Consider the following 15,336-nt stretch of genomic DNA (forward strand, 5'->3'; position numbering starts at 1 on the left):
TACCTCCTAGCCGTTTCATTTATTCGAGTATCAAGGAGTCACAAAAAAACACAGGCCGGGGAACGTCCCCGGCCTGTGTGGTTACGACCGTTGCCTATCGTCTGTTTGGGACGGTGGCTATCTCAGGCGCGTTCGCGACGGCGAATCGGCGCCTCGTCATCGTTGCGGCGACGTGGTGCACGCTCCGGCGCTCCGCGATCTTCGCTGATCTCCAGCACTCGGCCAGCAACCCGAGCGCGAGACATCTTGGCCAGGATGGAGGTCGGCAGGGAACTGGGCAGTTCAACCACCGAGAAGGCATTGCGGATATCGATACGGCCAATGCGGTTACCTTCGATCCCCCCCTCGTTGGCCAAGGCACCGACCAATTGGCCCGGCTTGACGCCATCCTTGTGGCCGACAGCGACACGATAGCGTGTCATACCCTCGCTGGGTCCCCTCTCCTCACGGCCAGCACGACGGCGTGGCTTGCCATCGCGCGCCCCACGCTCACCACGCTCACCACGCTCACCACGCTCACCACGCTCGCTACGCTCGGCGCGAGGCGACGGCAAGCGACCAATCGGTGCTTCGTCGGCACGTGCGATAGCAGCGAAGGCGCAAGCCAAATCGACAGGATCATGTCCTTCAGCGATCAGACGCTCGACCAAGCTACGCTGTTCGTCGGTGCCCGCGGTGAGTGCACCCACCACCCGCTCACGGAAGGCTTCATCGCGATGAGCGCGAATCGCCTTCTCGTCGGGCAATGGCATATCGTTCATCCGTTGGCCAGTGGCCTGCTCCAGCCAACGCACCTTGCGAGTCTCACGGAAGCCGGCGAAAGTGATCGCTATCCCGGTGCGGCCAGCGCGGCCGGTACGCCCGATACGGTGAGTATAGGCTTCGCTGTCCTGCGGCAGGTCGTAATTGATGACGTGGGTAATGCGCGGCACATCAAGGCCCCGAGCAGCCACATCGGTGGCGATCAGCACGTCGACCTTGCCCCGCTTGAGGCGGGTGATGGTGCGCTCGCGCAGGCTCTGGTCAAGATCTCCGGACAAGCCAGCGACATTGACGCCACGCGCGGTGAGCTGCTCGACCAGAGTGGTACAAGCGGCCCGGGTGCGCACGAAGACGATAGCCGCATCCACCGGCTCGACTTCGAGAATACGTGACAAGGCTTCCAGCTTGGCACCGCCCTCGACACGCACCAGGCGCTGTTCGATGCTTTCGGCGGTCCCTACACTGGACTCGATCATGACCTTAACGGGATCGACCAGGTAACGGTTGACGATGCGCTCGATCTCGTCCGGCAGAGTCGCAGAGAAGAACACGCGCTGGGCGTCGGTCGGGGTATCGGCGACCACGCGCTTGACGTCGTCGATGAAGCCCATGCGCAGCATTTCGTCGGCTTCGTCGAGAACCAGTGCGGAAAGACCGTCAAGCTTGAGGGTGCCACGGTCCAGGTGATCGATTACCCGGCCGGGAGTGCCGACGACAACTTGAGCGCCACGCTTCAGCGCGGTGATCTGTTCACGATATTCCTGGCCGCCACACAGGGTGGCCACGCCCAGCCCCTGGAGGTTCTGACCGTATTTGGAAAAGGAGACGGCCACTTGCTGGGCCAGTTCACGCGTTGGTGCCAGTACCAGAACTTGGGGCTCGCGACGCTCGAGTTCGAGGCGCGACAATAGCGGCAGCGCGAAGGCTGCGGTCTTGCCGGTGCCGGTCTGGGCCTGGCCCAGCATGTCACGGCCTTCCAGCAAGGCAGGGATGGTTTGCGCCTGAATCGGCGAAGGGGTTTCATAGCCCAGGGTTTCTACAGCAGACAGCACGGCGGGCAGCAGTGCCAAGTCGCCGAAGCTCGGCGAGGCGACAGAAGTCGAGGTCATCAATCACACCTTGGTAGGCCGGTCGTATTACCGGCAACAATGTTTGGTGGTGCCCCCGCTCCGACACACGTTCATGCTCGGATTTGCCACGCTGGGCAAATTGTCTAGCGGAGTCTGGGACACCGGTCGCACCTGGCATCAGGTTCATTCGGCCCCCTCTTTGGGGCCAGTGAACCGCTGTGGCGACCGTTCGCGCCGTGCACGTTCGAAGATGAACGATGGCACTCGGGCGCTCCATCTACCTATCAAGACGCGCAATTCGTTACTGGCGTCTTTGCAAGCGTCGTCCTGCCCGCCGTCTTTTCGACGGCCCATGGCAAGGGCGATCCGTTACGATGGTGGGGTCAGCACATGCGAGGAGTGCGCATGCTATCATCGCCCTTGGCGCCATGCCAGTCTTTTTCCTGTGGAGTTCGAGCATGCCAAACCTGTGGGTCGATGCCGATGCCTGTCCTCGCGTGGCACGCGATATCATCGTGCGCGCCGCCGAGCGTACCAACACGCCGACCTGGTTCGTCGCCAACCATCAGGTACCACTGCCGGCCTCGCGCTGGGTCAAATCACTGGCCGTGGCCAGCGGTTTCGACGCCGCCGACCACGAGATCGTCAAACGACTGGAAAAGGGCGACTTGCTGATCACCTCGGACCTGCCGCTGGCCATGGAAGCGCTCGACAAGGACGCGATGGTGATGACCACTCGTGGCGAAGGACTCGACAAAAACAACATTCGCGCTCGGGTTCAGATGCGCGACTTCATGGAAACGCTGCGCGCCAGCGGCGAGCACACTGGCGGCCCAAAGGGCTATTCGGACAGCGACCGCCGCGAATTCGCCAATGCCCTGGACCGCTGGCTGGCACGCCAACGGTAGAAATGCACTTGCTTCAGAGCAGCTACGAGACTCGCACCACACAAGATCGAAACCCTGGCACTTCGCTAGCGATCTGCGCGTCGCCGCACAACATAATCCCTCACGAGTCCGGCTCGCTCGACATCCATGTCGAGCGCCACGCGCCGCTTTGCTTGTGCCAGCGATCTTGTTGAAGGTGCTCGCTACGCAGCCACTCTTCGCTCTTCGTTTCTTCCCTCTTCCTACTTCTCTCTTCCGACTCTCTTCTTTCCCACTTCATTACTTCTCGCGAATCCCTTTCCCTGGCAACCGCTCACGGTCATGCGGACGCTCGAAATCGAGTAGCGGGCCCTTGGGCACGATACGGGTAGGGTTGATGGTGTCGTGGCTGTAGTAGTAATGGCGCTGGATATGCTCCAGGTTCACCGTCTCCGCCACGCCGGGCCACTGATAAAGCTCACGCAGGTAGTTCGAGAGATTGGGATAGTCCTCGATGCGTTTGAGGTTGCACTTGAAGTGGCCATGGTAAACGGCATCGAAACGTATCAAGGTGGTGAACAACCGGATGTCGGCCTCGGTCAGCCATTCGCCGGCCAGGTATCGAGACTCGTCCAGACGCCTCTCGATACGCTCCAGCGCTTCGAACAGTGCAGTGACATGCTTGTCGTAGACACTCTGCTCGGTGGCGAACCCTGCCTTGTAGACGCCATTGTTGATGTGGTCATAGACATCGGCATTGACGGCATCGATAGTCTTGCGCAGGTCCTCGGGGTAGAAGTCCAGGCGATTGCCGGTGAGCCCGTCGAAGGCGGAATTGAACATCCGTATCAACTCAGCAGACTCGTTGTTGACGATACGTCCCTGCGCTTTATCCCACAGGATCGGTACCGTGACGCGACCAGTGTATTGCGGATCGGTCAGGGTATAGAGCTGGTGATGGAACGACACACCATTGACAGGGTCGCCACTGGAGCCCTCCTCGAGGTTGTAGGTCCACCCTTGGTCGAGCATCAGCGGACTGACATAGGACATGCCGATCAAATTCTCGAGTCCTTTGAGCTTACGCAATATCAAGGTGCGATGCGCCCAAGGACAAGCCAACGAAACATAGAGATGATAACGGTCGGCTTCGGCAGGTACACCCGGTTGGCCATTTGGGCCCGGCTCTCCTTTAGCCGTTACCCAGTCACGAAGTTTGGCGGACTCGCGAACGAACTCACCACCGTGTTTCTTGGTGTCGTACCACTGATCATGCCACTTGCCATCGATCAACTGGCCCATGGTCATCTCCTGAAAGACTTGGGAAATATTGCCCCCAGCCTAAACCGATTCAGTCGATGCTCAAGCGCATGTTTTTCGCCTCTCCATTCGATAAAATCGAATGATCATGCTTTGGACAACAGGTCTTCACGGCGGTCATCAGAGCATTGGCCATGGCACGTGTCGCTGGTCCAGCACGATCCCGATCACGGTAGATGAGTTGCATGGGCGCCTCCCGAATACCGCCGGCAGAAAGCGGTAAGGGCGTCAGGCGTCCCTCGTCCAGGGCATCACGAATCAAGGTTTCCGGCACCCAGGCAAAGCCCAGGCCGCGTTCGAGCATGCCTACCGACGTGCTCAGGTGGCTCACCGTCCAGCGCTGCTCGGCCTTGAGCCAACCGGAATCCATCGACTGGCGCAGCGCCGAGTCACGCACCACCAACTGCCGGTGTTGTTCCAGGTCGCGCAAGTCCAACTCGCGCTCGAGGCGCTGGAGGGCATGCGACGGATGCGCCACGGCGATGAAGTTGACGGTCACCAACGGTTCACCAAGGAAGCCCTGCGCCGCCAGGCCCGACACTACCAGGTCCGCGCGACCGTCGTAGAGCATCTCGACTCCACCGTTGAGCACCGTTTCATGCAACTGCACCCGCACATGCGGAAAGGCAGCAGAGAAGGTCTCCAAGGCATGGGCCAAGGCATCGGGTGGAAAAATCTGGTCCACCGCCAGCACTACCTCGGCCTCGAGCCCTTCGGCCAAGCGTTCTGCCACGTCTTCCAGCGCGACAGCACTTTCGATCAACTGTCGCGCACGGCGCAGCAGCATCTCTCCAGCCTCGGTCAGGCGTACCTGACGCCCTACCGGCTCCAGCACTTGTACACCCAACTGCTCCTCGATCTTGTGAACCGCATGGTTCAGCGTTGAGGGACTCTTGTGAATCGCCTCAGCGGCACGCGCGAAACCGCCATGGTCGATGACGGCAGCCAGCATCTGCCATTGCGCCAGTGTGACACGCGACATTTCGATTTCCTCGAACGATGGAAGCCAAATTATGTGCTTAATTTTCGAAAAATACGGCCTAAAATACCAGTAATGCATTTCACCAAGGGGATAATCATATGCCGACCTCCGCATCCTCCCAACGACACGTCACTCGCCTGCTCGAAAGCCTCCCCAGCCAAGACGGCGATGGCGTCAAGATTCGTCGAATCCATGACTTCGGTGGTGGGCTCGACCCCTTCCTGATGCTCGACGAACTCGGCTCCGACCAACCGGACGATTACATCGGCGGTTTCCCACCGCATCCACATCGTGGCATCCAGACACTGACCTACGTCATCCATGGCGGCCTAACCCACGAGGACCATATGGGTCATGCCAGCACCATCAATGCTGGCGATGCCCAGTGGATGCATACTGGTCGTGGCATCATCCATTCGGAAATGCCATTGACAGACAGCCAGGGCTTGCACGCTTTTCAGCTATGGCTGAACCTGCCCGCCAAGGATAAACTCAGCCCGGCCACCTACCGCAATGTGCGTCGTCATGAAATGCCGACGCTGACCAGTAAGGGGGCTCGGCTCATCGCACTGGGTGGAAGCTGGCAATTCAAGGATGGCACTTCAGTCAGCGGCCCGCTCGAGGCTTTAGCTGGGACAGGGGCGGTGGCCCACGTCACGTTGGACGAAGGAGGGGCCTTGTCACTGGTCAACTCGGCGCCCACATTGCTGCTCTATGTCTTCGACGGCGAGCTGTCGATCGCGGGACAAGACATCGGACAAGGTCGTCTTGCTAAACTCAGTGAAGGCCAAGAGGTATCACTTTCCAGTCCCACAGGGGCCCAAGCATTGATATTGGCGGGCACTCCACATCAGGAACCCATCGCTCATTACGGCCCTTTCGTGATGAATACCAGGGATGAGTTGGAGCAGACATTGACAGAGTATCGAAATGGCACGTTGACGGATTAAACATTGGTCACAGTCCCATTGATTAAAATTTAACCATCTCCAAAGCAAAAAACAGTCGTCGAATCCACTCCCTTTTTTCGATTGACTCAGACTCGAGACCACTGAAACCGAGTGGTCTCGAGCCGCGCTTCCTTTTACTGTATTTACATACAGACTAGGCAGGTCTTACGTCATGGGTTATGGTTCTTCTGCCTTTTTATATCCATCTAACACGTACGGCCTTTAACATGTTGCGAATTCTTCATTCGCTGCCCCGCACGCATAAATTGTTACTTTTACCGGTCGCCACTATGGTCACCGTGCTGGGCGCACAAAAAATTTTCAGTGCTTTCGATGGAAATGACACTGACAGCAACTCTGCTATAGTTTCCATCCCCATCGATCTTGACTCTTCAAGCGATGCGCCACTAGTCGCCAGCAAATCTCCTGTTGCAGAAGCCGTTCAACGAGCAACGAACGAGCGAGATGCCACTCGCCAACCCGTGCCAATCAACGAACTGGCCGTTCAAGAAATCATGGATATCGACTTCGTTTCGCCTGTCTTGGCCAATGAAGACGAGCAAGAATCCATTGGCCCTATGGCATCTTCGGCCTCGACTTCCGAAGCTAAGGACGACTCCTCTTCCAGAGTATCCAAGCGTATCGACAATGACGTGCTGCATCTCGCCATGACATTGCCGACGCGACTCGCCCCGGAAGAAGAGATGTCTCATGACGAACTCGCGGATGGAACGTCATACGACGACTTCTCCGCAGATCCCTTGGTATTGTTCGACAACAACAATGTATTCCTCGATGAGGAAATCGTCGCGCAACAAACCTATACCCCGGAATGGCAAGCCTATACCGTACAGCCAGGCGATACTTTCGCTGTTCTGGCCGAGCGTAATCTAGGGTTGGGTTATAGTGAAGTCATGAGCCTTCTCGATAGCCTTCCCGATGAGAAAGTGTTGACGCGGCTACGGGTCGGACGCAACTTCGAGTATCAACTCGACAGGAATGATCAGTTGCTGGCGCTACGCATCATGAAGAATGCTCGTAGTGGCTATCTGATCGAACGCGATGAGAACGGGGACTTCGACATCGCCAGCATCGAGAAGGCAGGCGAGCCGACTCAGCGGCTGTTTGCCGGTACCGTAAGCGGTAGCTTCGGCTTATCGGCCGAAGCGACGGGCCTAACCGCCGCCGAAGTTGCCCAGCTCAGCAACCTTCTCTCGAAAAAACTCGACTTTCGCCGCGACACCCGTCGCGGCGATAGCTTTCAGGTGCTGGTCGAATACGATGTCATCGACGGGCAAAACCTCGACCCACGCATCCTTGCCGTCCAGTATGCAGGAGCACGGATGGATCTGACCGTGGTTCGCAACAGCACCGACGATCGCTTCTATACGCCGGAAGGCAACAGTCTCGATCCTGCCTTCGCACGCTATCCGTTCTCTGGCAGTTATCGCCTGAGCTCCTCATTCAACCTCCAGCGCAAGCATCCGATTACCGGTCGTATCAGCCCGCATTACGGTACCGATTTTGCCATGCCGAGTGGCACATCAGTCATCACTCCCGCCGATGGACGCGTTGAAAAAGTGGGCAGTCATCCGCTTGCGGGGCGCTTCGTAGTCATACGCCACGACAATGGCTATCGGACTCGTTATCTTCACCTCTCAAGGCCCTTGGTCGATCGTGGCGACCGTGTAACCATGGGCGAGCGCATCGCCCTTTCCGGTAATACCGGCCGTAGCACAGGCCCTCACCTGCACTATGAAGTGATGGTCAATAGCCAGCGAGTCGATCCCATGCGCGTCGACTTGCCGGAAAACCAAAGCCTTCAGGGTGATGCCTTAGCCGCCTTCCAGCGTGAGTCCGAGCCCTTGCTGGCCGCACTCGAAAGTGGCGAAACCGGCACCGTGGTGGCCAGCCGCAGCTCGCGCAACAACGACGGTACCTGATCGTCGATATCCCCCCCTCGATACGCCGCCGCCCCGCTTTTGCGGGGCGGCGGCGTTAGGAGGTCAGGAAAGTCGCTCTGTATCAACGGACACTATCGGGACCACCTGCTGTACGGGAGACAAGAGCGGACTCACCACGTAGTAGATAGCAGCTCCCAGTAGCGATCCAGTGAACCAGCCGTAATCGTAGAACCAGTTCATGGTACCGGTCGTCAGTGCTATCAGAGTCAGGACTACGGGAACACCGAAGGCAATGAAACCCGCCACATTGATTGCCGGGTAGCTCTTGTTGTCTTGATAGAGGCTTGGTACATCCAGAGACTGGCGCTTGATCAGGAAGTAGTCCACCGCCATGATGCCGGCGATCGGCCCCAACAGGCTCGAATACCCCAGCAACCAGTTCGAGTAGAGGCTTTCCAAGGTTACCCCCGAAGTGATCACACCGGCCTTTTGCAACAAGTCATATCCCATCAACAACACCCCTACCAAGCCAGTGATCAGCACGCCACGGGTATGATTGACCAGCTTCGGTGCCACGTTCTGAAAGTCGTTGGTCGGTGAGACGATATTGGCCGCCGTATTGGTGGATAACGTCGCCACGATGATCAACACCATGGCGATACTCACCCAGAAGGGATTATCGATCATGCCAATCAGGTTGACTGGATCAGCAACCGTCTGGCCAACCAGTGACTCTGAAGCGGCGGTCATCACCACGCCCAAGGCGGCAAAGAAGAACATGGTCAATGGCAAGCCGAGCACTTGGCCGACGATCTGGTCCTTCTGACTTCTGGCAAAGCGGCTGAAATCAGGGATGTTCAGTGACAGCGTGGCCCAAAACCCGACCATGGCGGTCAAACCGGCAAAGAAGTAACCGTAAACCGATGCCCCCTCTGGACGCGACGGTGGTTGCGCAAGCAACTCGGTCATCGACATATGCGGCCAGGCCCAGAACATGAGCCCCACTCCTACCGCTAGCAGCAGGGGTGCCGCCAGGGTCTCCAACCATTTGATCGACTCGGCACCGCGTATCACCACATACAGATTCATGGCACCGAAGACGAAGAAGCCAATCACTTCACCGACGCCACCCAATGCCCTCCAAGGGGGAAAGATGGCCGACAGCAACAAATGGATAGCCAAGCCACCGAACATGGTCTGGATACCGAACCAGCCACAACCGACCAAGGCTCGTATCAGACACGGAACATTGGAGCCCAGGATACCGAATGACGAACGCAGCACCACAGGAAAAGGAATACCGAACTTGGTTCCAGGAAAGGCGTTCAACGTCAACGGAACCAACACCACCACGTTGGCCAGCAGAATGGCCAGCAGCGCTTCTCCGACACTTAGCCCGAAATAAGCGGTGAGCACACCACCCAAGGTGTAAGTCGGCACACAGATCGACATTCCCACCCATAGCGCAGCGACATTCCAGAATGACCAGGTGCGTTCCCTGGCTTTGGTCGGTGCAATATCGGGGTTGAAGCGAGGACTGTCATGGACATCGCTGCCCTCTTCCAGCTCTATCAAGCCTTTCTTGTCCACCATCCGAGATGTCTTGACGGTCATTGTTGTTCTCCTCGTCACTGGGAAATTCGCGACGCCTTCTGGCGAGCGTGCCAAATGCGACGCAATAAGCATGCCCAAGCGCCCTCCTTGGCCGTGGAATACCCAAAGCGATGACACTCGAGCTGCTGATCTTCTTCAGCAACTCGATGATTTCCAGGAAAAACTGACCCCAGGGACAGGAAACAGAATTCACTGAATAATATTGATTTGTTGTTGTCATCACTCATCACCGACATGCTTCATGACAGGCTAGTCAGTTTTCATCATGGTTCAAGAGGCAATGTAAATAAAGTCAGAAATCGAGAAAGAAAAATCATAAGATATTGTTAATAACAGATTTTTTCTCTTAACTTCAGCTATCACTAAATTTAATCATCCTTTCACCAATTTGGTGAATGCGTGAAAGAAATGACAAATATTTCTTTTATTACAATGCATTACCAAGCAGATTGCCGCCCCGAATAAAAAACTTGCACGATACCCTATATAGCGACTAGCTTTCAAAAAGCTGACTCAATAGACAGCTTTTGAACCAAAATTCATCGTGGCTGCCCTCAACGTCTTGCCAAGTCAATGGCAAGACGTGGTCCGGCTCGAAAACAAGCACAACAAGGGTGAAAACTCCCATGCAGAAAATGAAGATCGGTCTCATTCAAATGGGCCTGAAAGCCAATACCGACCTGGAACCTGCTGCCATTCGCGATGCCATGAACGAAGCCCATCTGCCACTGATCCAGCAGGCCGCCGATGCCGGTGTTCAGGTGTTGTGCTTTCAGGAAGTGTTCAATCAGCCCTACTTCTGCCCCAGCCAGGATCCCAAATGGTACGCCGCCGCCGAGCGTGTTCCGGAAGGCCCCACCTGCCAATGGATGCAGAAGCTTGCCGGCCAGCACCGCATGGTGATGATCGTACCGATCTACGAGGAAACCGTGACCGGTGTTTATTACAACACTGCCGCGGTGTTCGATGCCGACGGCAGCTACCTGGGCAAGTACCACAAGACGCATATCCCCCAGATCGCCGGGTTCTGGGAGAAGTTCTACTTCAAACCCGGCAAGTCGGAGTGGCCGGTATTCGATACCGCCTACGGCAAGATCGGCGTGTACATCTGCTACGACCGCCACTTCCCCGAAGGCTGGCGCGCCTTGGCCCTGAACGGTGCCGAAGTGATCTTCAACCCATCGGCCACCGTGGCCGGGCTTTCCCAATACCTGTGGGAACTCGAGCAACCCGCATCCGCCGCCGCCAATGGCTGCTTCATCGCCGCCATCAATCGCGTCGGCACCGAGGCACCGTGGAATATCGGCGAGTTCTACGGCTCCTCGTACATCGTCAATCCACGCGGCCAAATCGAAGCCCAAGCCAGCGACAAGGATGACGAGCTCCTCATCCATGAAATCGACCTCGCGATGGTGCGCGAGGTACGTAACAACTGGCAGTTCTTCCGTGATCGCAGGCCGGATGCGTACGCCCGCCTGACCGACGGTGAATAGGCGGTCTGAGCTAAATCACACGCAACGTATAACGACAAGAGAGAACGACCATGACACTACTAATTCGTGGCGGCACCGTCGTCACTCATGAAGAATCCTACCGTGCCGACATCCTCTGCGATGACGGCAAGATCCAGGCAATCGGCCGGGACCTGGAGCCTCCCGCCGGCTGTGAAATCATCGATGCTGGCGACCTCTACGTGATGCCTGGCGGCATCGACCCGCATACCCACATGCAGTTGCCGTTCATGGGTACCGTGGCCAGTGAGGATTTCTACACCGGCACAGCAGCGGGGCTTGCCGGCGGCACCACCTCGATCATCGACTTCGTGATCCCCAGCCCCGGCCAATCGCTGATGGAAGCCTTTCAGACCTGGCGTGGCTGGGCGGAAAAGGCCGCCGCCGATTACGCCTTTCATGTCGCCATCACCTGGTGGGACGACAGCGTGCGCGAGGACATGGGCACATTGGTACGCGAGCATGGCGTCAATAGCTTCAAGCATTTCATGGCCTACAAGAACGCCATCATGGCCACCGATGACATCCTGGTGCAGAGTTTTTCGCGCTGCCTGGAACTCGGCGCAGTACCCACGGTGCATGCCGAAAACGGCGAACTGGTCTACCACCTGCAACAGAAGCTGCTGGCACAAGGCATGACCGGGCCAGAAGCCCACCCCTTGTCACGCCCCCCTCAGGTCGAGGGTGAAGCAGCCAGCCGTGCAATCCGCATCGCCGGTACCCTGGGCACGCCGATCTATCTGGTGCATGTATCGACCAAGGACGCCGTGGACGAGATCACCTACGCCCGCCAGCACGGTCACCCGGTATACGGCGAATGTCTGGCCGGGCATCTAGTGCTCGACGACAGCGTATACCGTGACACCGACTGGGGCCGCGCCGCCGGTCATGTGATGAGCCCTCCTTTCCGTCCCAAGGGGCACCAGGAGGCACTGTGGCACGGTTTGCAATCCGGCAACCTGCAAACCACCGCGACCGATCACTGCTGCTTCTGTGCCGAGCAGAAGGCCATGGGCAAGGAAGATTTCACCAAGATCCCCAACGGCACCGCTGGCATCGAAGACCGCATGGCCGTGCTGTGGGAGGAGGGGGTGAATACCGGCAAGCTGTCGATCCACGACTTCGTGGCCCTGACCTCCACCAACACCGCCAAGATCTTCAACCTGTTTCCACGCAAAGGGGCGGTTCGTGTTGGTGCCGATGCCGACCTGGTGCTCTGGGACCCCACCGGCACACGCACCATTTCCGCCAAAACCCACCATCAAAATGTCGACTTCAACATCTTCGAAGGCAAGACGGTACGTGGTATCCCGCGCCACACCATCAGCCAAGGCAAATGGGTATGGCGTGATGGCGAATTGCATGCCGAACGCGGTGCCGGCCGTTATCTGGAGCGCCCGGCCTATCCCGGCGTCTACGACGTACTCAAGCGTCGAGCCGAGCACGATGCCCCCACCGCCGTCGAGCGGGAATGAACGGTAGTTCTCATCGTGTCCTGAGAGGGTGTTTACAAATGTGACGAGCGATGGTCAGGCAAGGCGAAATCAGCCGAAAAAGCGAAGTTTACGAGGTTGTAAATGAGCATTTTGAGGCTGATTTCAACGCAGTATGGCCGAGCGCAGTAGTTTGTAAACACCCTCTGATAGAACTGAACAAGAAGAGGCATCACCGTGACCGATAACTTGAATCACCTACCCCGGGTCGGCGACACCGGGATCAGTGAACAGGTGCTGGCCGACAACTTCCGTGACCTGCACCCCCCACTCACCGAGCGTCAGGCGATCATCGAGAGCCAGCGTTGCCTGTACTGCTACGACGCCCCCTGTATCGAAGCCTGCCCGTCGGATATCGACATCCCGCGTTTCATCCGCCAGATCGGCGAAGGCAACATCAACGGCGCCGCGCACACCATCCTCGAGCAGAACATCCTGGGTGGAAGTTGCGCACGCGTCTGCCCCACCGAGATCCTCTGCGAGCAGAGCTGCGTGCGTAATCACGATGCCGAGTGCCAACCGGTGTTGATCGGCCTGCTACAGCGCCATGCCACTGACCACATGCACTTCGACCAGCACCCCTTCGCCCGCGCGGCCGACAGCGGCCGACATGTGGCAGTGGTCGGCGCCGGCCCGGCGGGGCTGGCCTGCGCGCATCGCCTGGCGATGCATGGCCATCGGGTGACGATCTACGAAGCCGAGGCCAAGCCCGGCGGGCTCAACGAATACGGCATCGCCCGCTACAAGATGACCGACGACTTCGCCCGCAAGGAGGTGGAGTTCCTGCTCGAGATTGGCGGCATCGAGCTTCGCTACGGCCAGTGCCTGGGCGACAACCTGAGCCTCGCGCAGTTGCATGCCGATCACGACGGCGTGTTCCTGGGACTCGGTCTCGGCACCAGCCGTAAGCTGGGGCTGACTGGCGAGGACGCGCCAGGCCTCGCGCCGGCCACCGAGTACATCAAGGAACTGCGCCAGGCCAGCGACCTCACCCAACTGCCGCTGGCCAGGCGCTGCGTGGTGATCGGCGCCGGCAACACCGCCATCGACATGGCCACCCAGATGGCGCGGCTCGGCGCCGACGAGGTGACGCTGGTCTACCGGCGCGGCATCGACGCCATGTCCGCCACCGGTCACGAGCAGGAGATCGCCAAGGCCAATGGCGTGCGCATGCTGACCTGGGCCCGGCCTCTGCAAGTGCTGCTCAACGATCAAAGGCGTGTTGTCGGTATGCGCTTCGAAAAGACCCAAGAGCAAGACGGCCGCCTGGCCGGTACCGGTGAGACCTTCGAAGTTGCCGCCGATGCAGTGTTCAAGGCCATTGGACAGACTTTCGCCAACGACAGCCTTAGCGATCCATTGGCGGCAGAACTCGAGCGTACCGGTGACAAGATCCAGGTCGACGAGCACTTCCGCACGTCGCTGCCCAATGTCTATGCCGGCGGTGACTGCATCGCTTCTGGGCAGGATCTCACCGTCCAGGCCGTGCAGCACGGCAAGCTTGCCGCCCATGCCATCCATCAGGATCTCTTGGCCAAGCAGGAGGCCGCATGAACACTTTCACTGACAGCCTCGTCAATGGCGTCGACCTGAGCATCGACTTCGCCGGCATCAAGGCCCCCAACCCCTTCTGGCTGGCTTCGGCACCGCCCACCGACAAAGCCTACAATGTGGTGCGTGCCTATGAGGCCGGCTGGGGCGGTGTGGTATGGAAAACCCTCGGCGAGGATCCGGCGGCGGTCAACGTTTCGTCGCGCTACTCGGCGCATTTCGGCAAGAACCGCGAGGTGCTGGGTTTCAACAACATCGAACTGATCACCGACCGTTCGCTGGAGATCAATCTGCGCGAGATCACCCAGGTCAAGCAGGACTGGCCGGACCGGGCACTGATCGTGTCGATCATGGTGCCCTGCGAGGAAGCCTCGTGGAAGCATATCCTGCCGCTGGTGGAAGCCACTGGCGCCGATGGTATCGAGCTCAACCTGGGCTGCCCCCACGGCATGCCCGAGCGCGGCATGGGCGCCGCGGTGGGCCAGAACCCGGATCTGATCGAACAGGTCACTCGTTGGTGCAAGCAGTATTATTCCAAGCCGGTGATCGTCAAGCTGACCCCCAACATCACCGATATTCGCGCCCCGGCCCAAGCCGCCTTGCGTGGTGGTGCCGACGCGGTATCGCTGATCAATACCATCAACTCGATCACCAGTCTCGACCTGGACAACATGGTGGCCAAACCCACCGTGGGACACCAGAGTACCCACGGCGGCTATTGCGGCAGCGCGGTCAAGCCAATCGCCCTGAACATGGTCGCCGAGATCGCCCGTGACACGCCCACCAGAAACCTGCCAATTTCCGGCATCGGAGGGGTATCCAACTGGCGGGATGCCGCAGAGTTCGTGGCGCTCGGGGCTGGCAGCGTACAAGTGTGCACCGCCGCCATGTTGCACGGTTTCCGCATCGTCGAGGAAATGAAGGATGGCCTCTCACGCTGGATGGCAGAGAAAGGCTACCGTTCGATCGAGGAGTTCTCCGGCAAGGCGGTGACCAATACCACCGACTGGAAACACCTCGACATGAACTTCAAGACCATCGCCCATATCGATCAGGACAAGTGCATCCAGTGCGGGCGCTGCTACATCGCCTGCGAGGACACCTCGCACCAGTCGATCGCCCAGCTGGTCGAAACCAGCGGCGCCAAGCGCTACGAGGTCATCGAAGAAGAGTGCGTGGGCTGTAACCTGTGCCAGATCACCTGCCCGGTAGAGAACTGCATCAGCATGGTACCGCAGGAGACGGGCAGACCCTACATGAGTTGGGAACAGGATCCGCGCAACCCCTTCCGTAAAGCGAGTTGAAGGAACGGC

At 58.5% G+C, this 15,336-nt stretch carries 11 protein-coding genes; 7 read left to right on the forward strand and 4 right to left on the reverse strand.

What is annotated here, in order from left to right; translation table 11 throughout:
- Positions 1-122: 122 nt before the first annotated feature.
- On the reverse strand, positions 123-1,871 hold the full coding sequence (locus tag L861_RS08770) for a DEAD/DEAH box helicase (protein WP_016416705.1): 1,749 nt from the start codon (positions 1,869-1,871) through the stop codon (positions 123-125).
- Positions 1,872-2,290: 419 nt separating this feature from the next.
- On the opposite strand from L861_RS08770, the gene L861_RS08775 reads away from it, so the two are divergent.
- Complete coding sequence (locus L861_RS08775; RefSeq protein WP_016416706.1) at positions 2,291-2,740, forward strand: YaiI/YqxD family protein; 450 nt, start codon at positions 2,291-2,293, stop codon at positions 2,738-2,740.
- Between the two features lie 258 nt (positions 2,741-2,998).
- On the opposite strand, the gene L861_RS08780 is transcribed toward L861_RS08775, so the two are convergent.
- Positions 2,999-4,000 (reverse strand): glutathione S-transferase family protein, encoded by a 1,002-nt coding sequence (locus L861_RS08780; RefSeq protein WP_016416708.1) that lies wholly within the window; start codon positions 3,998-4,000, stop codon positions 2,999-3,001.
- 49 nt (positions 4,001-4,049) lie between these two features.
- Positions 4,050-5,000 (reverse strand): LysR family transcriptional regulator, encoded by a 951-nt coding sequence (locus L861_RS08785; protein ID WP_016416709.1) that lies wholly within the window; start codon positions 4,998-5,000, stop codon positions 4,050-4,052.
- A gap of 98 nt (positions 5,001-5,098) precedes the next feature.
- Here L861_RS08785 and L861_RS08790 point away from each other — a divergent pair, with 98 nt between their 5' ends.
- Complete coding sequence (locus L861_RS08790; protein ID WP_016416710.1) at positions 5,099-5,950, forward strand: pirin family protein; 852 nt, start codon at positions 5,099-5,101, stop codon at positions 5,948-5,950.
- A 515-nt stretch (positions 5,951-6,465) separates the two neighbouring features.
- Complete coding sequence (locus L861_RS08795) at positions 6,466-7,893, forward strand: peptidoglycan DD-metalloendopeptidase family protein (RefSeq protein ID WP_330217775.1); 1,428 nt, start codon at positions 6,466-6,468, stop codon at positions 7,891-7,893.
- 63 nt (positions 7,894-7,956) lie between these two features.
- On the opposite strand, the gene L861_RS08800 is transcribed toward L861_RS08795, so the two are convergent.
- Positions 7,957-9,468 carry an NCS1 family nucleobase:cation symporter-1 gene (locus L861_RS08800; protein ID WP_016416712.1) on the reverse strand — a complete coding sequence of 504 codons (1,512 nt, stop codon included), beginning with the start codon at positions 9,466-9,468 and terminating at the stop codon, positions 7,957-7,959.
- Positions 9,469-10,094: 626 nt separating this feature from the next.
- Between L861_RS08800 and L861_RS08805 the strand changes: the two genes are divergently transcribed.
- The 4 genes from L861_RS08805 (at position 10,095) to preA (ending at position 15,327) form a co-directional block, all read left to right on the forward strand.
- Positions 10,095-10,961, forward strand: coding sequence for a nitrilase-related carbon-nitrogen hydrolase (locus L861_RS08805; RefSeq protein WP_016416714.1), 867 nt, complete (start codon positions 10,095-10,097; stop codon positions 10,959-10,961).
- Positions 10,962-11,011: 50 nt separating this feature from the next.
- Positions 11,012-12,454 carry a dihydropyrimidinase gene (gene hydA / locus L861_RS08810; protein ID WP_016416715.1) on the forward strand — a complete coding sequence of 481 codons (1,443 nt, stop codon included), beginning with the start codon at positions 11,012-11,014 and terminating at the stop codon, positions 12,452-12,454.
- 195 nt (positions 12,455-12,649) lie between these two features.
- Positions 12,650-14,026: an NAD(P)-dependent oxidoreductase gene (locus L861_RS08815; protein ID WP_016416716.1), complete on the forward strand. Its 1,377-nt coding sequence runs from the start codon at positions 12,650-12,652 to the stop codon at positions 14,024-14,026.
- Positions 14,023-15,327, forward strand: a complete 1,305-nt coding sequence (gene preA / locus L861_RS08820; RefSeq protein WP_016416717.1) for an NAD-dependent dihydropyrimidine dehydrogenase subunit PreA — start codon at positions 14,023-14,025, stop codon at positions 15,325-15,327. The genes L861_RS08815 and preA overlap by 4 nt, the downstream gene beginning before the upstream one ends.
- Positions 15,328-15,336 lie beyond the last annotated feature (9 nt).

Source organism: Litchfieldella anticariensis FP35 = DSM 16096, from assembly GCF_000409775.1.
GTDB classification, from domain to species: Bacteria; Pseudomonadota; Gammaproteobacteria; order Pseudomonadales; family Halomonadaceae; genus Litchfieldella; species Litchfieldella anticariensis.

Coding starts and splice junctions, on each gene's coding strand:
- L861_RS08770 (WP_016416705.1), bottom strand. CDS start 1,871: ATGACCTCGACTTCTGTCGCCTCGCCGAGCTTCGGCGACTTGGCACTG.
- L861_RS08775 (WP_016416706.1), top strand. CDS start 2,291: ATGCCAAACCTGTGGGTCGATGCCGATGCCTGTCCTCGCGTGGCACGC.
- L861_RS08780 (WP_016416708.1), bottom strand. CDS start 4,000: ATGGGCCAGTTGATCGATGGCAAGTGGCATGATCAGTGGTACGACACC.
- L861_RS08785 (WP_016416709.1), bottom strand. CDS start 5,000: ATGTCGCGTGTCACACTGGCGCAATGGCAGATGCTGGCTGCCGTCATC.
- L861_RS08790 (WP_016416710.1), top strand. CDS start 5,099: ATGCCGACCTCCGCATCCTCCCAACGACACGTCACTCGCCTGCTCGAA.
- L861_RS08795 (WP_330217775.1), top strand. CDS start 6,466: ATGGATATCGACTTCGTTTCGCCTGTCTTGGCCAATGAAGACGAGCAA.
- L861_RS08800 (WP_016416712.1), bottom strand. CDS start 9,468: ATGACCGTCAAGACATCTCGGATGGTGGACAAGAAAGGCTTGATAGAG.
- L861_RS08805 (WP_016416714.1), top strand. CDS start 10,095: ATGCAGAAAATGAAGATCGGTCTCATTCAAATGGGCCTGAAAGCCAAT.
- hydA (WP_016416715.1), top strand. CDS start 11,012: ATGACACTACTAATTCGTGGCGGCACCGTCGTCACTCATGAAGAATCC.
- preA (WP_016416717.1), top strand. CDS start 14,023: ATGAACACTTTCACTGACAGCCTCGTCAATGGCGTCGACCTGAGCATC.